This window comes from Streptomyces sp. UF-297 (assembly GCF_058245575.1).
In genome coordinates, this window is sequence record NZ_JBSIBZ010000051.1 from 1 (window position 1) to 16,596 (window position 16,596).

At 73.0% G+C, this 16,596-nt stretch carries 15 protein-coding genes; 8 read left to right on the plus strand and 7 right to left on the minus strand.

What is annotated here, in order from left to right; translation table 11 throughout:
• Positions 1-34 precede the first annotated feature (34 nt).
• Positions 35-1,453 carry an LmeA family phospholipid-binding protein gene (locus AC4IJH_RS25795; protein WP_490854242.1) on the minus strand — a complete coding sequence of 473 codons (1,419 nt, stop codon included), beginning with the start codon at positions 1,451-1,453 and terminating at the stop codon, positions 35-37.
• Between the two features lie 239 nt (positions 1,454-1,692).
• Between AC4IJH_RS25795 and AC4IJH_RS25800 the strand changes: the two genes are divergently transcribed.
• Positions 1,693-2,544, plus strand: coding sequence for an SDR family oxidoreductase (locus tag AC4IJH_RS25800; protein WP_490854243.1), 852 nt, complete (start codon positions 1,693-1,695; stop codon positions 2,542-2,544).
• 60 nt (positions 2,545-2,604) lie between these two features.
• Here AC4IJH_RS25800 and AC4IJH_RS25805 read toward each other — a convergent pair whose 3' ends face one another.
• Positions 2,605-3,138: a DUF3574 domain-containing protein gene (locus tag AC4IJH_RS25805; protein ID WP_490854244.1), complete on the minus strand. Its 534-nt coding sequence runs from the start codon at positions 3,136-3,138 to the stop codon at positions 2,605-2,607.
• Between the two features lie 58 nt (positions 3,139-3,196).
• On the minus strand, positions 3,197-3,703 hold the full coding sequence (locus tag AC4IJH_RS25810; protein WP_490854245.1) for a SigE family RNA polymerase sigma factor: 507 nt from the start codon (positions 3,701-3,703) through the stop codon (positions 3,197-3,199).
• Between the two features lie 324 nt (positions 3,704-4,027).
• On the opposite strand from AC4IJH_RS25810, the gene AC4IJH_RS25815 reads away from it, so the two are divergent.
• Positions 4,028-5,347, plus strand: a complete 1,320-nt coding sequence (locus AC4IJH_RS25815; RefSeq protein WP_490854246.1) for a chymotrypsin family serine protease — start codon at positions 4,028-4,030, stop codon at positions 5,345-5,347.
• Positions 5,348-5,447: 100 nt separating this feature from the next.
• Here AC4IJH_RS25815 and AC4IJH_RS25820 read toward each other — a convergent pair whose 3' ends face one another.
• The 4 genes from AC4IJH_RS25820 to AC4IJH_RS25835 all read right to left on the minus strand — a co-directional run bounded on the left by AC4IJH_RS25820 (position 5,448) and on the right by AC4IJH_RS25835 (position 9,211).
• A complete protein-coding gene (locus AC4IJH_RS25820) occupies positions 5,448-7,307 on the minus strand; it encodes a bifunctional metallophosphatase/5'-nucleotidase (RefSeq protein WP_490854247.1) in 1,860 nt (619 codons plus the stop codon).
• Positions 7,308-7,613: 306 nt separating this feature from the next.
• The gene (locus AC4IJH_RS25825) at positions 7,614-8,057 is read right to left on the minus strand and encodes a hypothetical protein (protein ID WP_490854248.1); all 444 of its coding nucleotides are present in this window, start codon (positions 8,055-8,057) and stop codon (positions 7,614-7,616) included.
• A 95-nt stretch (positions 8,058-8,152) separates the two neighbouring features.
• Positions 8,153-8,821, minus strand: coding sequence for an RNA polymerase sigma factor (locus AC4IJH_RS25830; RefSeq protein WP_490854249.1), 669 nt, complete (start codon positions 8,819-8,821; stop codon positions 8,153-8,155).
• Positions 8,822-8,929: 108 nt separating this feature from the next.
• Positions 8,930-9,211, minus strand: a complete 282-nt coding sequence (locus tag AC4IJH_RS25835) for a hypothetical protein (RefSeq protein ID WP_490854250.1) — start codon at positions 9,209-9,211, stop codon at positions 8,930-8,932.
• Positions 9,212-9,482: 271 nt separating this feature from the next.
• Between AC4IJH_RS25835 and AC4IJH_RS25840 the strand changes: the two genes are divergently transcribed.
• From AC4IJH_RS25840 to AC4IJH_RS25865, 6 genes are all read left to right on the plus strand, one after another.
• Positions 9,483-9,878, plus strand: coding sequence for a hypothetical protein (locus tag AC4IJH_RS25840; protein WP_490854251.1), 396 nt, complete (start codon positions 9,483-9,485; stop codon positions 9,876-9,878).
• 138 nt (positions 9,879-10,016) lie between these two features.
• The gene (mshD, locus tag AC4IJH_RS25845; RefSeq protein WP_490854252.1) at positions 10,017-10,997 is read left to right on the plus strand and encodes a mycothiol synthase; all 981 of its coding nucleotides are present in this window, start codon (positions 10,017-10,019) and stop codon (positions 10,995-10,997) included.
• A gap of 207 nt (positions 10,998-11,204) precedes the next feature.
• Positions 11,205-12,191, plus strand: a complete 987-nt coding sequence (locus AC4IJH_RS25850) for an ATP-binding cassette domain-containing protein (protein WP_490854253.1) — start codon at positions 11,205-11,207, stop codon at positions 12,189-12,191.
• A gap of 294 nt (positions 12,192-12,485) precedes the next feature.
• The gene (locus AC4IJH_RS25855) at positions 12,486-14,777 is read left to right on the plus strand and encodes an RNA degradosome polyphosphate kinase (protein WP_490854254.1); all 2,292 of its coding nucleotides are present in this window, start codon (positions 12,486-12,488) and stop codon (positions 14,775-14,777) included.
• On the plus strand, positions 14,743-16,050 hold the full coding sequence (locus tag AC4IJH_RS25860; RefSeq protein ID WP_490854255.1) for a CHAD domain-containing protein: 1,308 nt from the start codon (positions 14,743-14,745) through the stop codon (positions 16,048-16,050). Before AC4IJH_RS25855 ends, AC4IJH_RS25860 begins: the two co-directional genes overlap by 35 nt.
• A gap of 5 nt (positions 16,051-16,055) precedes the next feature.
• Entirely contained in the window at positions 16,056-16,499 is a 444-nt protein-coding gene (locus tag AC4IJH_RS25865) for an NUDIX hydrolase (RefSeq protein ID WP_490854256.1), read from the plus strand.
• Positions 16,500-16,596: the final 97 nt, after the last annotated feature.

Sequence of the window (16,596 nt, forward strand, 5' to 3'; positions counted from 1 at the left end):
CCCCCCCCCCCCCCCCCCCCCCCCCCCGCCACTGCTACTTCTGCTTCTGCGGTTTCTTTTCGGCGCTCTCGCCGAACGGCAGGTCCGCGCCGGTCATCGCCACATGGATGCCGTCCCGCCCGACGGTGATGTTGCGCAGCCGTACGTCACCGGGCATCTCGGGCAGCCGGAAGGACAGCGCCAGCCGGTCCGCCAGCTGCGGCTTGGTCAGGCCGGACAGCGCGCCCAGGATCTTGGGGTCGATGCCGACCTTCTGCAGCAGCCAGGGGTGGTCGATGACCACATCGACCAGATTGACCTTCATCAGCTGGGAGATGAAGCGCGGCGCCCCGGTCAGCTCGTGCAGCTTCTGCTCGCTGCGCAGCGCCTGGTCGATGTACTCCTGCGGGATGCCGATGCGCTGTGCGATGGCCGGAATCCCCAGCAGCGCCTTGATCTTCGCGGCCTCCCGGCTGACCTGCTCGGCGGCCTTGCGGGTCAGCCGCAGGCCCTCCTCCTTGCCGGTGCCGGGCCGGTAGACGGCCACGTCGCCGATGTCCAGGCGCATCCTGCTGATCTCGGTGGAGACCCCGCGGTCGCCCATGCGCTGGATGCGCGCCTCGGCCCGTACGCGCAACTCGTGGCCCGCGATGGGCAGATGGCCCACCGCCCGCACCGTGTCCGGGCCCAGCTCGCTGAATTTGACCTGGGAGGCGCCCAGCTCGCGGTTCATGTCGTCGAAGGCGAGCAGGACCTGGCCGTGCACGCTGCCGATCCGTCCGCCCTTGAGGTCGGTGGGCAGCTCGCCGTCGAGGCGTACGTCGGTGGCGGTGGCCTCGAACTTCGCGAGGGAGACGCGGTCGGCGGCCAGGTCGGGGACGGCGATGTCCACCTGCTGAAGGCGCTTGTCCAGCACCTGGGTGAGGAAGGGGAAGCCCTTGATGTTCACCTCGGGCCGGGCGTTGAGGTGCAGGGCCTTCTCCAGCTGCTCGGCGGCCTTGTTCTCGGCGTACAGCACGGCCACCCGGTCGCCCAGGGCGAGGATCACGGCGCAGACCAGGACGGCGATGAGCAGTTTGAGGGTGAGCGGTACGGCGGCGAACCGGCTGATGCCGCGCTTGGTGCGGCGGTGGTTGGGCGGGCGCCAGGCGTCCTCGTCCTCGGCGGCGTCTTCGTAGTCCGAGCGCAGGCCCAGGCCCAGTGGGTCGTCGGGCGTGCGGGCGCGCAGCGTGCCGTGGCGAGGGTCGTCGCCGGGTCCTGGCTCGGGGTCGGCGAGCGCCGCCAAGTCGGCGTAGGGATTGGCCCTTTCGAGCCGCTGGGTGTCCTCGACGGGGGCGCTGCCGCCGCCTGCCGCGGGGACGCTGCCGCCGTCGGTCGCCGGGGTGTGGCCGCGGCCGGACGCGTGGGTGTCCTCGCCGTTGCCTATGGGGGGATGTTTTTCCGGGGGTGAGGGTATGCGTGTGGGGGTTCGCATCAGCACATCCCACCACGCGCGGGTCCCTCGAACGCAAGTCTTACCGGTGGTACGCGAGGTATGCGGCGGTTTTCCCGGCCGGATGGCAGGAAATCACCGATCCCTGACGCCCGCCCGGAATCCGGCGGTCCCGATCTTCCTTTACCTGTGCGGGTGCCCGGACGGGCGCCCCTCGGTGCCGTACGGCCGGGCCGCAGGAGCCCGGCGCGCGGCACGGAGACCTCAGGGAGGGAACAGCAGTGATCGTAGTAACCGGAGCCACCGGCAACGTCGGCCGCAGCCTGGTCGGCCAGCTCCTCGCACAGGGCGCGTCCGTACGGGCGCTGACCCGCGACCCGGAGCGCGCCGGGCTCCCGGCCGACGCCGAGACCGTACGCGCCGACCTGACCGACGCCGGCTCGATGGAGCCCCTCCTCCAGGGCGCGGACGGCCTCTTCCTCAGCCTCGCGGCGGGCGGCAGCGAGGCGGCCCTGGCCGTCGTCGACGCCGCGGTCGAGGCGGGCGTGCGGCGGATCGTCCTCAACTCCTCGATAGCGGTGACCGACACGCCCCAGGACGAGGAGAGCAACATCGCGCGCTGGCACGCCGGCGTCGAGCGGGCGATCCGCGCCTCCGGGCTGGAGTGGACCTTCGTACGCGGCGGGATGTACGCGGCCAACACCCTCGACTGGTTCGCCGGGATACGCGAGTCCGGCGTGGTCCGCGGCGCGCACCCGGACGCGGTGACCGCCCCCGTCCACGAGGCCGACCTGGCGGCGGTGGCCGCCGCCGCGCTGCTGGACACCTCGGGCACCCACCTCGGCAAGGCCTACCCCGTCACCGGCCCGCAGGCGCTGACCTTCGCGGAGATGACCGCCGAGATCGGCCTGGCCATCGGGCGCGGCACCCGCTTCGTGCGCGTCAGCGAGGACGAGGCGGCCGAGGCGATGGCGGCCCAGGGCGTCCCCAAGGAGGTCGCCCTCCAGATCGTCCAGGGCCTGGGCACCACCATCGGCACCCGGCCGCCGCTGTCCACCGTCGAGCCGGTCCTCGGCCGGCCGGGGCGCACCTTCGCGCAGTGGGCCCGGGAGCACGTGGCCGATTTCCGGTGACGTCCGCTGACGTTCGCTGACTTCCTCTGACGGGGCGGAGCGGGGGCCGGGCGCGGGTGCTCAGAAGTCCACGCGCGCCCGGTCGTCGATGCGGGCGACCGACTCCTGGTCGAAGCGCTTGAGGTACTCCGTACGGATCCGCTCGATCTTGGGGTCGTTGGCGCGGGCCTGGGAGGCCGGGTAGAGCAGGATCAGCTCGTAGGAGCGCTCGCGCTCGATGGTGCCGTGGGCGTCGCGGTACTGGCCGTAGCCGTCCTGGACGGTGAGGCCGTCGGGGAAGCGCGGGGTGACGACCTCGTCGACGAACGCGTGGAACTCCTTCTCGGTGACCGGCGGTCCGCCGTTGGGGCGCACGGTGCCGAACATCAGGCTCGTCTCGACGAACGGGCGGCCCTCGGCGTCCGTCTCGCCGCTCACCGCGGCGGGCGCGGGCGCCGGTGCGGCCGCGGGGGCAGCGGCGGCGGGCCGGGAGGGGTCGTCCAGGGCGGCGTACGCGGCGGGCGCACCCGCGCCGATGAGCGCGGCGGTGAGCGCGACGGCGGCCAGGCGCAACCGGGGCCTGGAAGCGGGGGAGTGCTGCGGGGTCGGAGTCATGGGGGAGCCCTTCTCAGGAAAACGAGAGCCAGAAAGTACTGCTCACCGCGCGGCGCCCTTAACCGCGGATCACCGGAGTGAGCAGATTGCGCAGGGTGTCCAGCCCACGCGTGGTCTGGCTGCGTACGGTCGCCGGAGTGCAGCGCATCGCCTCGGCGGCCTGCCGCACGCTGAAGTCCGCGCAGTAGCGCAGCACCACCGCCTCGCGCTGGCGCGGCCCGAGCCGGTGCAGGGCCCGCTGGAGCAGCAGCCGGTCCTCGATGCGCGGCGGGTGGCTGCGGCTGGGCTCCGCCTCGCCCCACTCGGCGGTCCGTACTTCCTTGCGGTGGCGGCTGCGCCGGACCTCGCCCGCGTGCACCCGCAGCAGCACCTGCCGTGCGTAGGCGCCCAGTTGGGTGTGGTCGGTGAGGTGGTCCCAGCGCTCGTAGATCCTGATGAGGGTCACCTGGGCGAGGTCCTCGGCGGTGTGCCAGTCACCGCACAGCTGGTACGCCGCCCCGCGCAGTCCCGGGCGTGCCGCTGCGGCGAACCGCTCGAACTCCTGGTCCTTCAGGGACTGTCCCACGCTTCTCGCTCTCCTCTGTGCTTCTCGGGCTGCGGATCTCGCACACCGAGCAGGTACGAACGGGCAGGAGCGGGCAGGAGAGGGCCGGCCGGGCCCTGGAGGATCAGCTCCTGGCCCGCCCCGGAAAGTCGATGCAGCCCCTCGCGCCCCCGGCTGCGTGTAGTGACCGGGAGCGGCCCGTCGCACAACGCGCACCACGCGCATCGGCGAAGCAGAGCAAATCACCGCATGTCAGGGCTGGGTCAAGCACAGACGCCGGCCGGTGGTGCACTCTCGGCCGCTTTTGCCCCTGGATGAAACGCCGACGCGGGAGGACCTGTGCGTATGCGCATCAGCAACCGGAAGCCGATGGCCGCCACGGTGGCGGCCGGGGTGACAGCGGCGGTCGCGCTGTGGCCCGTCACCGCCGCGGCGGACGGCCCTGCCGCGCCTTCCGCCCGGGCGGCGGTCCAGGTCAACCACGCCTCGGCGCAGGGGAGTTCGGCGGCCCCGGGGGAGCGCGCCAAGGCCGCCGCCCTGGCACCGGCCGCCGCCGAGCGGAAAATGGCCGATCGCGCCCGGGCGCAGGCGGTCGCCGACGAGATCCGCGCCGAGGTCCGGGAACAGCGGCTCGCGAGCTTCACCGGGCTGCGGATCGCGCCCCGGATCGTCACGCTGTACTGGAAGGGCAAGGTCCCGGCCGACCTCCAGGACCTCATCGACACCGAGCCGGTGCCCGTCGAGGTCCGCGAGGCCCGATTCAGCCGCAGTCAACTGCTGCGCGCCGCCGAGGAGTTCATGGACTCCCCGCCCGGCAGACTGGGCGCCGAGGTCACCGCCACCGGGCCCGTGGACAACTTCTCCGCCCTGGAGGTGGGCACCGACCGGCCGGTCTCGCAGTGGGCGCCCGAGCAGTACGCGGGCATCCCGGTGACGTACACGGTCCAGCCCGCGCCGCAGGCGGTCTCGCGGCAGGCCGACACCGAGCCGTACTGGGGCGGCGCCGCCATCCGCAGCGCGCTGACCGGGCGGCAGTGCAGCACCGGCTTCCCCGTGCGGCTGGCCGACGGCCAGGAGGGCCTGCTGACCGCCGAGCACTGCGGCGCCGGGCAGGAGTGGCTGACGGCGGGCGTGGGCCGCACCGTCGGCAGCGGCGAGTGGGGCTCGGGCACCGTGGACGCGATGGTGATCACCGGCCGCTCGTACGGCTCGTACCACTACGTCGGCCCGAACGGCACCGCCGAGGACCAGGGGCGCCAGGCCGTGGGCGCGGCCGACCCGGCGGTGGGGAGCCTGGTGTACGCCTCGGGCGCGGCGTCCGGGGAGTCCACCGTGTACGTCACCCGGCTCGACCAGTACGCCAAGGTCGACGGCCGGCGGGTCGGCCCCGGCTTCCGTACGGTCAACCTTGGCGGCCTGCCCAGCATCGGCTCCGGCGACAGCGGCGCCCCGGTGGCCACGGTGGACGCCTACGACCCCACCCGCTCCGTGGCGCGCGGCATGGTCGACGCGGTGTACGCGCCGACGGCGCAGCAGTGCACCGGGCCGCGGGGGCAGCGCTGCTCCCAGGAGGCCTTCCACATCAACATCGAGGACGCGCTGCGGGCGCTGGGCGCGCAGGTCCGCACGCCGGACGAGGCGCCGGCGGGCGCGCGGCACACGTAGCGCTCGGCGGGCGGCGCCCTCCGCGCTCGCGCGGGGTGGGAGCGGGGCGAAGAGAGGCGAAGGCCCGGCGGTCCCTGTCCCGCCGGGCCGGTGGTGCCGGTTACTTCACCACGGTGATGCGGTCCGCCTTCGGCGGGGCGATCGGGCCGGTGGCCGAGGAGTTCGCCGTCAGGTAGGAGGTGAAGGCGTCGAGGTCGGAGGGGCCGACGTACTTGTTCTTGCCCTCCTTGAAGGCGGGGAAGCCGTCGCCGCCGCCGGCCAGGAACTCGTTCAGCGCGACGCGGTAGGTCTTGGCCGGGTCGATGGCCTGGCCGTTCAGCTTCACCGAGTCCCGCACGATCCGGTCGGCGCCGGACTTGGTGAGGTCCAGGGTGTAGGTGAGGCCCTTGGAGACCTGGAGGATCTTCGGCTCGGCCGCGTTGGGGCCGCTGACCTGCTGCTGGAGGGCGGCCAGCAGCTGGGCGCCGGTCAGGTCGATCACGTTGAGGTAGTTGGTGAACGGCTGGACCGTGTACGCCTCGCCGTAGGTCACCACACCGTCGCCCTCGCCGCCCGACGCCTTGTGGGCGAGGTCGGAGCGGATGCCGCCCGGGTTCATCAGGGCGAGCTGCGCGCCGCCCTTGCCCTCGGCGGAGGTGGCCGCCAGCTGCGCGTCGGTGAGCAGGTCACCCAGCGGCGACTCGGGCGTCGCCGTGCCACGGCCCGCGATGTCCGCGGAGATGTAGCCGACCGGCTTGTTCGCGATGGGCGCGGCCAGCTTGTCCCAGCGCTTGATCAGGGAGGTCATGTCCGCGGCCTTGGGCTGGGTGCGGTCGACCACGTGGTTCGCGGCGCGCGGCGCCTTGACGCTCGTACGGACGATGTCCTTGGTACGGCGGTCGTACGTCAGCGTCGTCTCGGTGTAGAGCTTGCCGAAGGAGGCGGCGGAGGTGACGGTGCGCGGCGTCCCGGAGGGGTCCGGGATCGTGCACGCGTAGGCCTGGTGGGTGTGGCCGGTGACCAGCGCGTCGACCTTCGGCGTGACCTTCTTGGCGATGTCGACGACGGGGCCCGAGATGCCTCCCCCAGAGCTACTGGCCTGGGGGGACCCCCCTCCAGGCCCCGGGCTGTCGCAGTCGTAGTTGTAGGAGGTGGAGGCGGGCATGCCGCCCTCGTGGATGAGCGCGACGATCGACTTCACGCCCTGGCGGTCCAGTTCCTTGGCGTACTTGTTGATCGTCTCGACCTCGTCGTGGAACTTCAGGCCCTTGATGCCCTCGTGGTTGACGACATCGGGGGTGCCCTCCAGCGTCACCCCGATGAAGCCGATCTTCACGCCCTTGTGCTTCCAGACGTGGTACGGCTTCAGGATCGGCTTCTTGGTCTTCTCGTCGGTGACGTTGGCGGCGAGATAGGGGTAGTCGGCGCCCTTGAACTTCTTGCCGTCCTCGAAACAGCCGTCCTTGGGGTGGCAGCCGCCCTTCTGCAGGCGCTCCAACTCCTGGCGCCCCTCGTCGAACTCGTGGTTGCCGACGGAGGTGACGTCCAGGCCCAGCTTGTTCATGGCTTCGACGGTGGGCTCGTCGTGGAAGAGCCCGGACAGCAGGGGGCTCGCGCCCACCAGGTCGCCGGCCGCGGCCGTCACGGAGTACTTGTGTCCCTTACGTGCCGTACGCAGGGAATTGGCCAGGTATTCGACCCCGCCCGCCTCCACCTTCTTCTTGCTGCCGTCCGGCTGGACCTCCTCGACGGTTCCCGAGGAGCCCTGCGGGGGCTGGAGGTTGCCGTGGAAGTCGTTGAAGGAGAGGAGCTGCACGTCGACGGTGCGCGAGCCCTTGTCCGGGCGGCCCTTGCCGTGCCCGTACCCGCTGTCCGCGCCGGCCGGCAGTGCCACGGCGGTGAGCGCGGCCGCGGAGGCCAGCACGATCCCTCCGGCCGCCAGGCGGCGGGCTCTGCGGCGCCGTTGAGGTGTGGCTGACATGTGGTCCCCTCCAGGAATGACGTACGTGACTGCTGCTCGCAAGGTGACGGCGGGGCGACCTGCGCGGTGCCCCTGAGGGGCGACCGGTGCGGTGCCTGCGGTCGAGGCGCGGGCGGTGCGAAGCCTACGGTCAACGCGCGTAGCGCAACAGGGGGTGAAGGGTTACGGGCAGGTTGCCGCTTCGCTCGTACGTCGTGCCGTGTGACGTGTACCGCGTGCCGGTGCAGGGGGCGCTCCCTGCCCCCGTTGGGGAGCGCCCCTTTGCCGGCATCGGGACAACTTCTGGTGGGTGAGCCGTTCCCGGCGCTAGCTGCCTTGCCCCGGCCGGGGCGATGCCGCGACCAGGGGCGGATCACTGTGCCCCCAACGAGTGCCCAGGGCGAGCGCGCTCGCCACGAGTGCGCCGGTGAGCAGAGTGATCAGGGCGGTGGACAACGTGATCATGCTGACAGCGGCCGCCAGTGATGTGGTCAGAAGCAGAACGAGCCGGGCGGCTCGTGGCGCCGACCGGTTGTTCGGGTTGGGCATGGTGCCGGATGTGCTGCAGGACGCGCTGGTGCCGTCCGCCCCGTTGTCGGCGCTCGCGCCGCCCTCGTCCCCGTCCACCTGAGCTTCCCCGTCGACCTTCTGGGCCGCGATGGCGCGCATCACGGCCCCCCACGGCTGCCCCGAAGCAGGCCCGTACTTCTCCTGAAGCCGCCTGTTGCTTTCACGCACCCTGGAACGGAGTGCTTCATCCTTCGAGTGCAAGGTGTGTCCTTTCCTTGTGGGTCCCCCGAGTAGGGCCCCACTCGGGGCCGCTGCCGCCAGCCCCCGCACTGGCAGCTGCGGCCCCGAGAAGGGGCCTACTGGTCGAGCCCCAGCTCGTGCCACGCGCCGTCCGGGTCGTCCTCGACCAACTGGCGCGCGGCGGCCAGGCGTTTACGGGCCGTGCCGCGGTCGATGCCCAGCGCGCGGGCGATCTCGCTGGTGTTCATCGCGTGCAGGAGGGAGAGCCGGTAGACCTCCCTGACCTGCGGGTCGGTGATGGTCTTGGCCAGCAGGGCGTCGATGCTGCTGGTCAGCAGAAACCATTCCATGTCCGGGTCGTCCGCCACGGAGGTCTCCGGGACGGTGTCGGTGACCAGTTCCCTGGTGCTGCGCCGTGCCTGTTCGCGCTTCCAGTCGGCCACGGCCTTCTCCGTGATCCGGTACACCAGGCCCCGGCCGCCGTCGTCCTTGGTGAAGGCGAACCCCGGCTTCTTGAGGACCTGGTACAGACGCCACAGCGCCTGCTGCTCGATGGCGTCGACGTGCGGGCCGAGGTGCATCTTGACGATGGTCTGCCTGATGAAGGGGCGCTGCTCCCGCAGCTGGTCTTCGATGTCGCGGCTGTGACGCGAGGAGGGGATCACCGGCGCTGACGTATCCGGCGTATCCGGCAGCGCGAGCGCGGGCTCCGCCGCACGGGCGGTCAGGGGCGCCGACGAACGGTCGTCGTCCTCCGCCTCGCGCGGCACGGGTCCGTGGGTCATGAGCGTGTTCCCTTTCGTGACGCTCGGGCAATCTGCTGGTGCTGCCCTTACCGATGAAGTCGCCCTGTGCGCACGGGAACCGGGGGATTGGATCTCCATAACTTTGTGTCACCGGTCGGTGGGGGTGGGGGAGTTGGGGGAGCTGGGGGAGTTGGTGGAATTGGGGACGCTCGTGTTCCCACTGCCCCCGTTGCCCCCATGGCCCCCGCCGTCCTTGGTGTTCTCGGTGTTCTCGGTGTCGCTCTGGGTGATCTGGTGGATGAAGGCGGCGACCACGACGCCGACGCCGAGGGCCACGCCGAGCGCCGGGTTGTGGAAGGCCACGTACGTGATCAGGCCCGCGATCAGCAGAATCAGCAGGACGCGGACGCTCACCATGCCGTCGTTCACGAGTGGGTGCTCCCTGGGTGACGGCCGTACGGCGCGCACGGCGCCGCCGGTCTCCTGCGGGCCGCTGCGGCTGCGACGGCCTTCACACGGGTAGCCGTAACCAACGGCCGGAACATGGGGGTCGCCGCGCGCGATGCGGGTGTGATGTACGTCGCTGAGCGGGCCGGGGCGCGCCGTCGAAGTGGTCCGGCGATACTGCGGGATACCCCACCATGACCCCTCCGGGTAGCCGGATGGTCACTGTGTGGCTGCGGTCCGTAACGTCGAACACGTGAACTTCGCAAGTGCCCCTGCTCCGTCTCCGCACCTGTCCCCGCCCACTGCCACCTTCCGCGCCTGCCGTGTCTTCCGTACTGGCGTCGCCTTCGCCGGTTACCCGGTCGTGGCCGCGCCGCGCGCCGTCACCCGCGGGCGCCGGGCCGGGTCCCGTACTCCCCGCTCGGTGATCCGTCCGGTGCCCCGTCCCGCACGCTGGCTCGCCGCGACCGGCGCGACGGCCGTCATCGGCACCCTGGCCACCATCGCGGCGACCCTCGCCACCGCCCTCGCCGCCTTCCGCGCCCGCCACGAGATACCCGCCCCCACCCGCCTCCGCCTCGCCCTCCTCCTGACCGCGGGCCTGGCCTTCGTCCCCTGGGCCCTCCAGTGGCGCCTCCTGGTGCCGTAGGCGAGCCCCGAGAGGGGCGCGGGGAACTGCGCGACCAGCCCCACCGGCCCGCTGATCCATGGCCGCACCCTGACCGGCGGACCGCTGGCGGCTGAGCCCTCCCAGGGGCCGGCGCCACCGGAGTCGTACGCTTCGGACATGACTGACGCTGTGCAGGGGAACGGCCTGGGAGGCCGCGGGATCCAGGTGTGGGACGAGTTGTCGGGCGAGGCGGCCGGGGCAGTGCTCGGGCTGATCGAGCAGGCCGCGCGGACGGACGGGCAGCCGGCCGTGTCCGAGCAGGGGCGGCTGCAGCTGCGCGGCGGGCGGCGTGAGGGGGTGCGGCATCTGTTGCTGTACGTACCCGATGCCGGCGCGTCGGACAGGGGCGACGGTGCCGGTGACGGTGGTGCCGACGGCGAACGGCTGGTCGGGTACGCGCAGTTGGAGGACACCGACCCCGTCGAGGCGCCGGCCGCCGAGCTGGTGGTGCATCCGGGCTGCCGCGGCCGAGGGCACGGCCGCGCGCTGGGCGCCGAGCTGCTGGCGCAGTCCGGGCGGCGGCTGCGGGTGTGGGCCCACGGCGGGCACCCGGCCGCCCGCCACCTCGCGCAGACCCTCGGCCTGACGCTCTTCCGCGAGCTGCGGCAGATGCGCCGCCCGCTGGCCGGCCTCGACCTGGCCGAGCCGGTGCTCCCGGAGGGCGTACGGGTACGCACCTTCCAGCCGGACGCGGACGACGCGGCCTGGCTGGAGGCCAACGCCGAGGCCTTCGCCCACCACCCGGAGCAGGGCGCGCTCACCCAGCGGGACCTGGACGACCGCAAGGCCGAGAAGTGGTTCGATGCCAAGGGCTTCTTCCTGGCGGAGAAGGACGGCCGGCTGATCGGCTTCCACTGGACCAAGGCGCACGCGGACGAGGGGCTCGGCGAGGTGTACGTGCTCGGTGTCCGCCCCGGCGCCCAGGGCGGCGGCCTCGGCCGGGCCCTGACCGCCATCGGCCTGCGCCACCTGGCGGCCCAGGGCCTGCCCACGGCGATGCTGTACGTCGACGCCGACAACACCCCCGCCGTCACCGTCTACGAACGCCTCGGCTTCACCACCCACGAGACGGACCTGATGTACCGCACGGAGCTGTGAGCCGGAAGGCGGCCCCCGGCGCTCCGGCGTCCTCGCGGGCCGCCGCCCGGCCGGGTCCCCACCCGCCACCCGCCCCGCACCCCCACCTCCCCCAGGCCCCGCGGCCCCAGCCCTCCAGCCTCCGGGCAGAAGTTGACACGCGCAGCCGACTTCCCCCAGGCTTCCACTACTTCATTAGTGGAATGGTTGGGGAAGGGGGCGCGCCGGATGAACGGCTTGACCAGCCGCTTCTCGGGGCGCACGGCGGTCGAGGCCGTAGGGCTCGGGAAGAGATATCGCCGCGCCTGGGCCCTTCGCGACTGCAGCTTCCGGCTCCCGGCCGGGCGTATCTGCGCGCTGGTCGGCCCCAACGGGGCGGGAAAGAGCACGCTGTTGGGGCTCGCCTCGGGGCTGGTGCGGCCCGACGAGGGCACCCTGAGCGTGCTCGGCGGCACCGCCCCCGGCTCGGCCCAGGGGCGGGCGGGCATCGCCTGCCTCGCGCAGGACAAGCCGCTCTACGCGCGCTTCACCGTGGAGGAGACGCTGCGGCTGGGCCGCGAGCTCAACCCGGGGCGCTGGGACCAGGCCGTTGCCGATCAGGTCGTACGGGAGGGGAACATCCCCTCCCGGGCCCGGATCGCCAAGCTCTCCGGCGGTCAGCGCACCCGCGTCGCGCTCGCCCTGGCCTTCGCCAAACGCCCCGAACTGCTGCTGCTGGACGAGCCGTTGGCCGACCTGGACCCGCTGGCGCGCTACCAGGTCGTGAGCCTGCTGATGGCACAGGCCGCCGAGCACGGCACCACGGTCGTGATGTCCTCGCACGCCCTCGCCGAGATGGACGGCGTCTGCGACTACCTGCTGCTGCTCGGGGAGGGGCGGGTGCGGCTGGCGGGCGAGGTGGAGGACCTCATCGGTGCGCACTCGCTGGTCACCGGCGCACACCAGGGCCAGGGCGTGCCGCCCGGGGTCGCCGCGCACACCGTGGTCGACGCGCGGCTGACGGGACGGCAGTTCACCGCTCTGGTACGGCGCGAGGGCCCGGTCGCCGGGCCCTGGCACACCGCCGAACCCTCCCTGGAGGAACTCCTGCTCGGCTATCTGCGCACCCCGTCCGCGCCGGCCCTCCTCGCCCCCAGCGCCGAGCCCCGACGGCTGCCCCCTGCCGCCCGCCCGCACCCCCACCACCGCGCCGCGCACGAAGGCCGGTTCGCATGATCACGCAGCCCCGGGACCGTACCGAAGCGTGCCGGGGGCACACCCGCCCGGCACGCCACGAGTGCGCACCGGCCCGCAGGGCGGGCGCCCCCGCCCCGCGCAACCCGCGAAACCCCTGGCAGTAGCCCCCCGCTTGCCTGGTCGCCATATCCGCGTTACCGGTGATTCAAACTTGCTTGCGAGCATCACTGAATGCAGCCCGCTGTGCCACACGCCCCGGACCACCTCAGGCTCTGCTCCGCCCCGCCCCTTTCCGACGCGCCCGCGACCCCCGAAGCGCGGAAGAATAAGGCCATGAACCAGCAGCCCAGCGCCCAGGCCCCGGTCCACTCCGAGATGCCCGCCCCGGCTCCGTCCCCGGAACGCCCCGCGGCGGCTGCACCGGCACAGCCCTCGGTCGGCTCCATAGCGGCGCACCGCCCGCACGCCGTGGCCGCGCGCGTCCCGGAGCTGGAGCCGGATCTGGACGCCGATCTGGACGCGTACGAGGACGAGGGCGTACCGGGCGCCAACGGCGAGGAACTGCCCAGCGGGCGGTTCCTGGACCGCGAGCGCAGCTGGCTGGCGTTCAACGAGCGGGTGCTGGAACTGGCCGAGGACCCGGCCACCCCCCTCCTCGAACGGGCGAATTTCCTGGCGATTTTCGCCAGCAATCTGGACGAGTTCTTCATGGTCCGGGTGGCGGGCCTCAAGCGCCGTATCGCCACCGGCGTCGCCACCCGCTCCGCCTCGGGCCTGCAGCCCCGCGAGGTGCTGGACCTGATCTGGACCCGCTCGCGCGAACTCATGGCCCGGCACGCCGCCTGCTACCAGCAGGACGTCGCCCCCGAACTCGCCGACCAGGGCATTCACCTCATCCGCTGGCCCGAGCTGACCGACAAGGAGCAGTCCCGCCTCTTCACGCTCTTCCGCCAGCAGATCTTCCCCGTGCTCACCCCGCTCGCGGTGGACCCGGCGCACCCCTTCCCGTACATCTCCGGCCTGTCCCTGAACCTCGCCGTGGTCGTACGCAACCCCGTCAGCGGCCACGACCACTTCGCGCGGGTGAAGGTGCCGCCGCTGCTGTCCCGCTTCCTGGAGGCCTCCCCGCAGCGCTACGTCCCCATCGAGGACGTGATCGCCGCCCACCTGGAGGAGCTGTTCCCGGGAATGGAGGTGCGCGCGCACCACATGTTCCGGGTCACCCGCAACGAGGACCTGGAGGTGGAGGAGGACGACGCGGAGAACCTGCTCCAGGCGCTGGAGAAGGAGCTGATGCGGCGCCGCTTCGGGCCGCCGGTCCGCCTGGAGGTCGAGGAGTCCATCGACCCGGCCGTACTCGACCTGCTCGTACAGGAGTTGAAGGTCTCCGACGCCGAGGTCTACCCGCTGCCCGGACCGCTGGACCTGACCGGGCTGTTCGGGATCGCGGCGCTGGAGCGGCCCGAGCTGAAGTACCCCAAGTTCGTGGCGGGCACCCACCGCGACCTGGCGGAGGTCGAGTCGGCCTCCGCGCCCGACATCTTCGCCGCGCTGCGCAACCGCGACGTGCTGCTCCACCACCCGTACGACTCCTTCTCCACCTCCGTCCAGGCCTTCTTGGAGCAGGCCGCCGCCGACCCGGACGTGCTGGCCATCAAGCAGACGCTGTACCGCACTTCGGGCGACTCCCCGATAGTGGACGCGCTGATCGACGCGGCCGAGTCCGGCAAGCAGGTCCTGGTCCTGGTCGAGATCAAGGCGCGCTTCGACGAGCAGGCCAACATCAAGTGGGCCCGCAAGCTGGAGGAGGCGGGCTGCCACGTCGTCTACGGCCTGGTCGGCCTCAAGACGCACTGCAAGCTCTCCTTGGTGGTGCGCCAGGAAGGGGAGATGCTGCGCCGCTACTCCCACGTGGGGACCGGAAATTACCACCCCAAGACGGCCCGGCTGTACGAGGACCTGGGGCTGCTGACCGCCGACGCGCAGGTCGGCGCCGACCTCTCGGACCTGTTCAACCGGCTGTCCGGCTACTCCCGGCGGGAGACCTACCGGCGGCTGCTGGTGGCGCCCAAGTCGCTGCGCGACGGCCTGGTCCAGCGCATCACCAAGGAGGTCGCGCACCACCGCGCCGGGCGGCCCGCCTACGTCCGTATCAAGGTCAACTCGATGGTTGACGAGGCGGTCGTGGACGCGCTGTACCGCGCCTCGCAGGCGGGCGTGCCGGTGGATGTGTGGGTGCGCGGCATCTGCGCGCTGCGCCCCGGAGTCGCGGGACTGAGCGAGAACATCAGAGTGCGCTCCGTGCTGGGGCGCTTCCTGGAGCACTCCCGGGTGTTCGCCTTCGGCAACGGCGGGGAACCCGAAGTCTGGCTCGGCAGCGCCGACATGATGCACCGCAACCTGGACCGCCGCATCGAGGCGCTGGTACGGGTCACCGACCCGGCGCACCGCGCTGCCCTCAACCGCCTTCTGGAGACCGGCACTTCGGACACCACCTCGTCCTGGCACCTGGGCCCGGACGGCAACTGGACCCGGCACTCGGCCGACGCGGACGGCGTGCCGCTGCGCAACGTACAGGAAATGCTCATCGATGCCCGCAGGCGACGGCGTGGACCGGCGTCCTGAACCGCCCCCGCCGCGCGGGGGAGCCGCCCGGACCGTACCGGCCGTGACCAGGGCCGGGTCCGTGGCGGGCGCCGGGCCACAGTCAGCAGCACGGGCAGGGGGAGTGAACGGCGTGATCGGCACCGGCTTGGAGTCCGGCGGACCCTACGGCGTGCGCGCCGCGACGGCGGGCGGGCCGCAGCCCGCCGCCGGCACGGCGGGGGACGTGCTCGCCGGGTATCTGCACCGGCAGTCCGCACAGTTCCTGCGCAGCCTGCGCTCCCACGGGGAGAGCGGCCCGGACGCGGCGGGCGCCGCGCAGGCCGCCCGGCAGCTGCGCCACGCGGCCCGGCGCATCAGCGGCGCGCTGCACACCTTCCGCCCGCTGGCGGACGAGTCCTGGGCCGATCAACTCCGGGCCGAACTGGGCTGGTTGTCGGTCACGCTGGCCCGCGAGCACGCCTACGCGGCGCGGGCGCAGCGGCTGGTGGCGGCGTTGCAGCGGCTCACCGGGCCGACGGAAGCGGCGGGCCGGCCCGGCGAGGGCCCGGCCGCCGGGGACGCGGGCGGCGGCGTCCCGGCGGAGGCGGCGGCCGCAGCCCTGGCCGCCGGGGCCGCGCGGGCGGGCGCGCTGCTGGACCGCCAGCTGACCCTGGCCCGTACCCGCGCGCACTCCGCCGCCCTCCAGGCGCTGGGCTCCTCGCGCTTCCACGCCGTCGCCGACGCGGTCGCCGTACTGGCCTCCGAGGCGCCGCTGGACCCGGCGATGGCCGCCCGCCCCGCCGCGGAGGCGCTGCCGCCGCTGGCCGAGCAGGCCCATCAGCGACTCGCCGAGGCGGTGGCCGCGCTGCCGCTGGCCCGCGCCGGGCACCCGTACGACGCCGACGCGCTGGCCGCGGGACAGCAGCAGGACGCGCCCTGGCACCAGGTACGGCAGCTGGTACGGCTGAGCCGGTACGCGACGGAAGTGACCGGGGCGCACCGCCCGCCAGCCGACCGGCAGGCGCCGGACGAGCAGCACCCCGGGGAGTGGGGCCGGGCGGGCCGGATCGTGACCGAGCAGCGCCTGGCCGAGGCGGGCCGCGCCCTGGAGCGGCACCGCGACGCGGCCGAGGCCGCCGCCGCTGCCGCCGCCGCGGCCCGCACCCCCCGCATCGCCCCGGCGACCGCGTACGCGCTCGGGGTGCTCCACGCCGACCAGCGGCGCGAAGTGGAGGCGGCGCGCTTCGCGTTCGGCCGGGTGTGGCTGCCGGCGCCCGCCGCCGACCCGCTGGCCGGACCGGCGCGCAGGTGAGGGCAGTGACGGGAAAGGACGGCGGCGTGCGGACCGCGCGGCAGGACCTGGTACGGGCGGCGGGCTGTGTGCTCTGGCGCCGCTCCCCGCTCGGCGGCGGGCTGGAGATCGCGCTCGTACACCGGCCGAAGTACGACGATCTCTCGCACCCCAAGGGCAAGTTGAAGCGCGGCGAGGACGCCCTGGCGGGGGCGCTGCGCGAGGTGGCGGAGGAGACCGGCATGGAGGGCAGGCCGGGGGCGCCGCTGCCCACCGTCCGCTACCTGGTGGGCGGCCGCCCCAAGGAGGTCCGCTACTGGGCGGCCGAGGCGGTGGCCGGCTGCTTCGCGCCCAATGACGAGGTGGACCGGCTGCTGTGGCTGCCCCCGGCCGCCGCCCGCGACCGCCTCACCCACGACCACGACCGCCCGCTCATCGACGCGCTGCTGGAGGCACTGCACCTGGCCTGAGCTGGGACTTCCCCGCACAGCCAAAGAGTTGAGCCCCCTCTTGTCAATTTTCTTCCGCGGCGCTATATAGGAAGGCGTAGGGCATCGCACCCAGCGC

Bases quoted from the DNA above. Each gene is read 5' to 3' on its own strand.
- AC4IJH_RS25795 (WP_490854242.1), bottom strand. From the start codon at position 1,453: ATGCGAACCCCCACACGCATACCCTCACCCCCGGAAAAACATCCCCCC.
- AC4IJH_RS25805 (WP_490854244.1), bottom strand. From the start codon at position 3,138: ATGACTCCGACCCCGCAGCACTCCCCCGCTTCCAGGCCCCGGTTGCGC.
- AC4IJH_RS25815 (WP_490854246.1), top strand. From the start codon at position 4,028: ATGCGCATCAGCAACCGGAAGCCGATGGCCGCCACGGTGGCGGCCGGG.
- AC4IJH_RS25820 (WP_490854247.1), bottom strand. From the start codon at position 7,307: ATGTCAGCCACACCTCAACGGCGCCGCAGAGCCCGCCGCCTGGCGGCC.
- AC4IJH_RS25830 (WP_490854249.1), bottom strand. From the start codon at position 8,821: ATGACCCACGGACCCGTGCCGCGCGAGGCGGAGGACGACGACCGTTCG.
- mshD (WP_490854252.1), top strand. From the start codon at position 10,017: ATGACTGACGCTGTGCAGGGGAACGGCCTGGGAGGCCGCGGGATCCAG.
- AC4IJH_RS25850 (WP_490854253.1), top strand. From the start codon at position 11,205: ATGAACGGCTTGACCAGCCGCTTCTCGGGGCGCACGGCGGTCGAGGCC.
- AC4IJH_RS25855 (WP_490854254.1), top strand. From the start codon at position 12,486: ATGAACCAGCAGCCCAGCGCCCAGGCCCCGGTCCACTCCGAGATGCCC.
- AC4IJH_RS25860 (WP_490854255.1), top strand. From the start codon at position 14,743: ATGCCCGCAGGCGACGGCGTGGACCGGCGTCCTGAACCGCCCCCGCCG.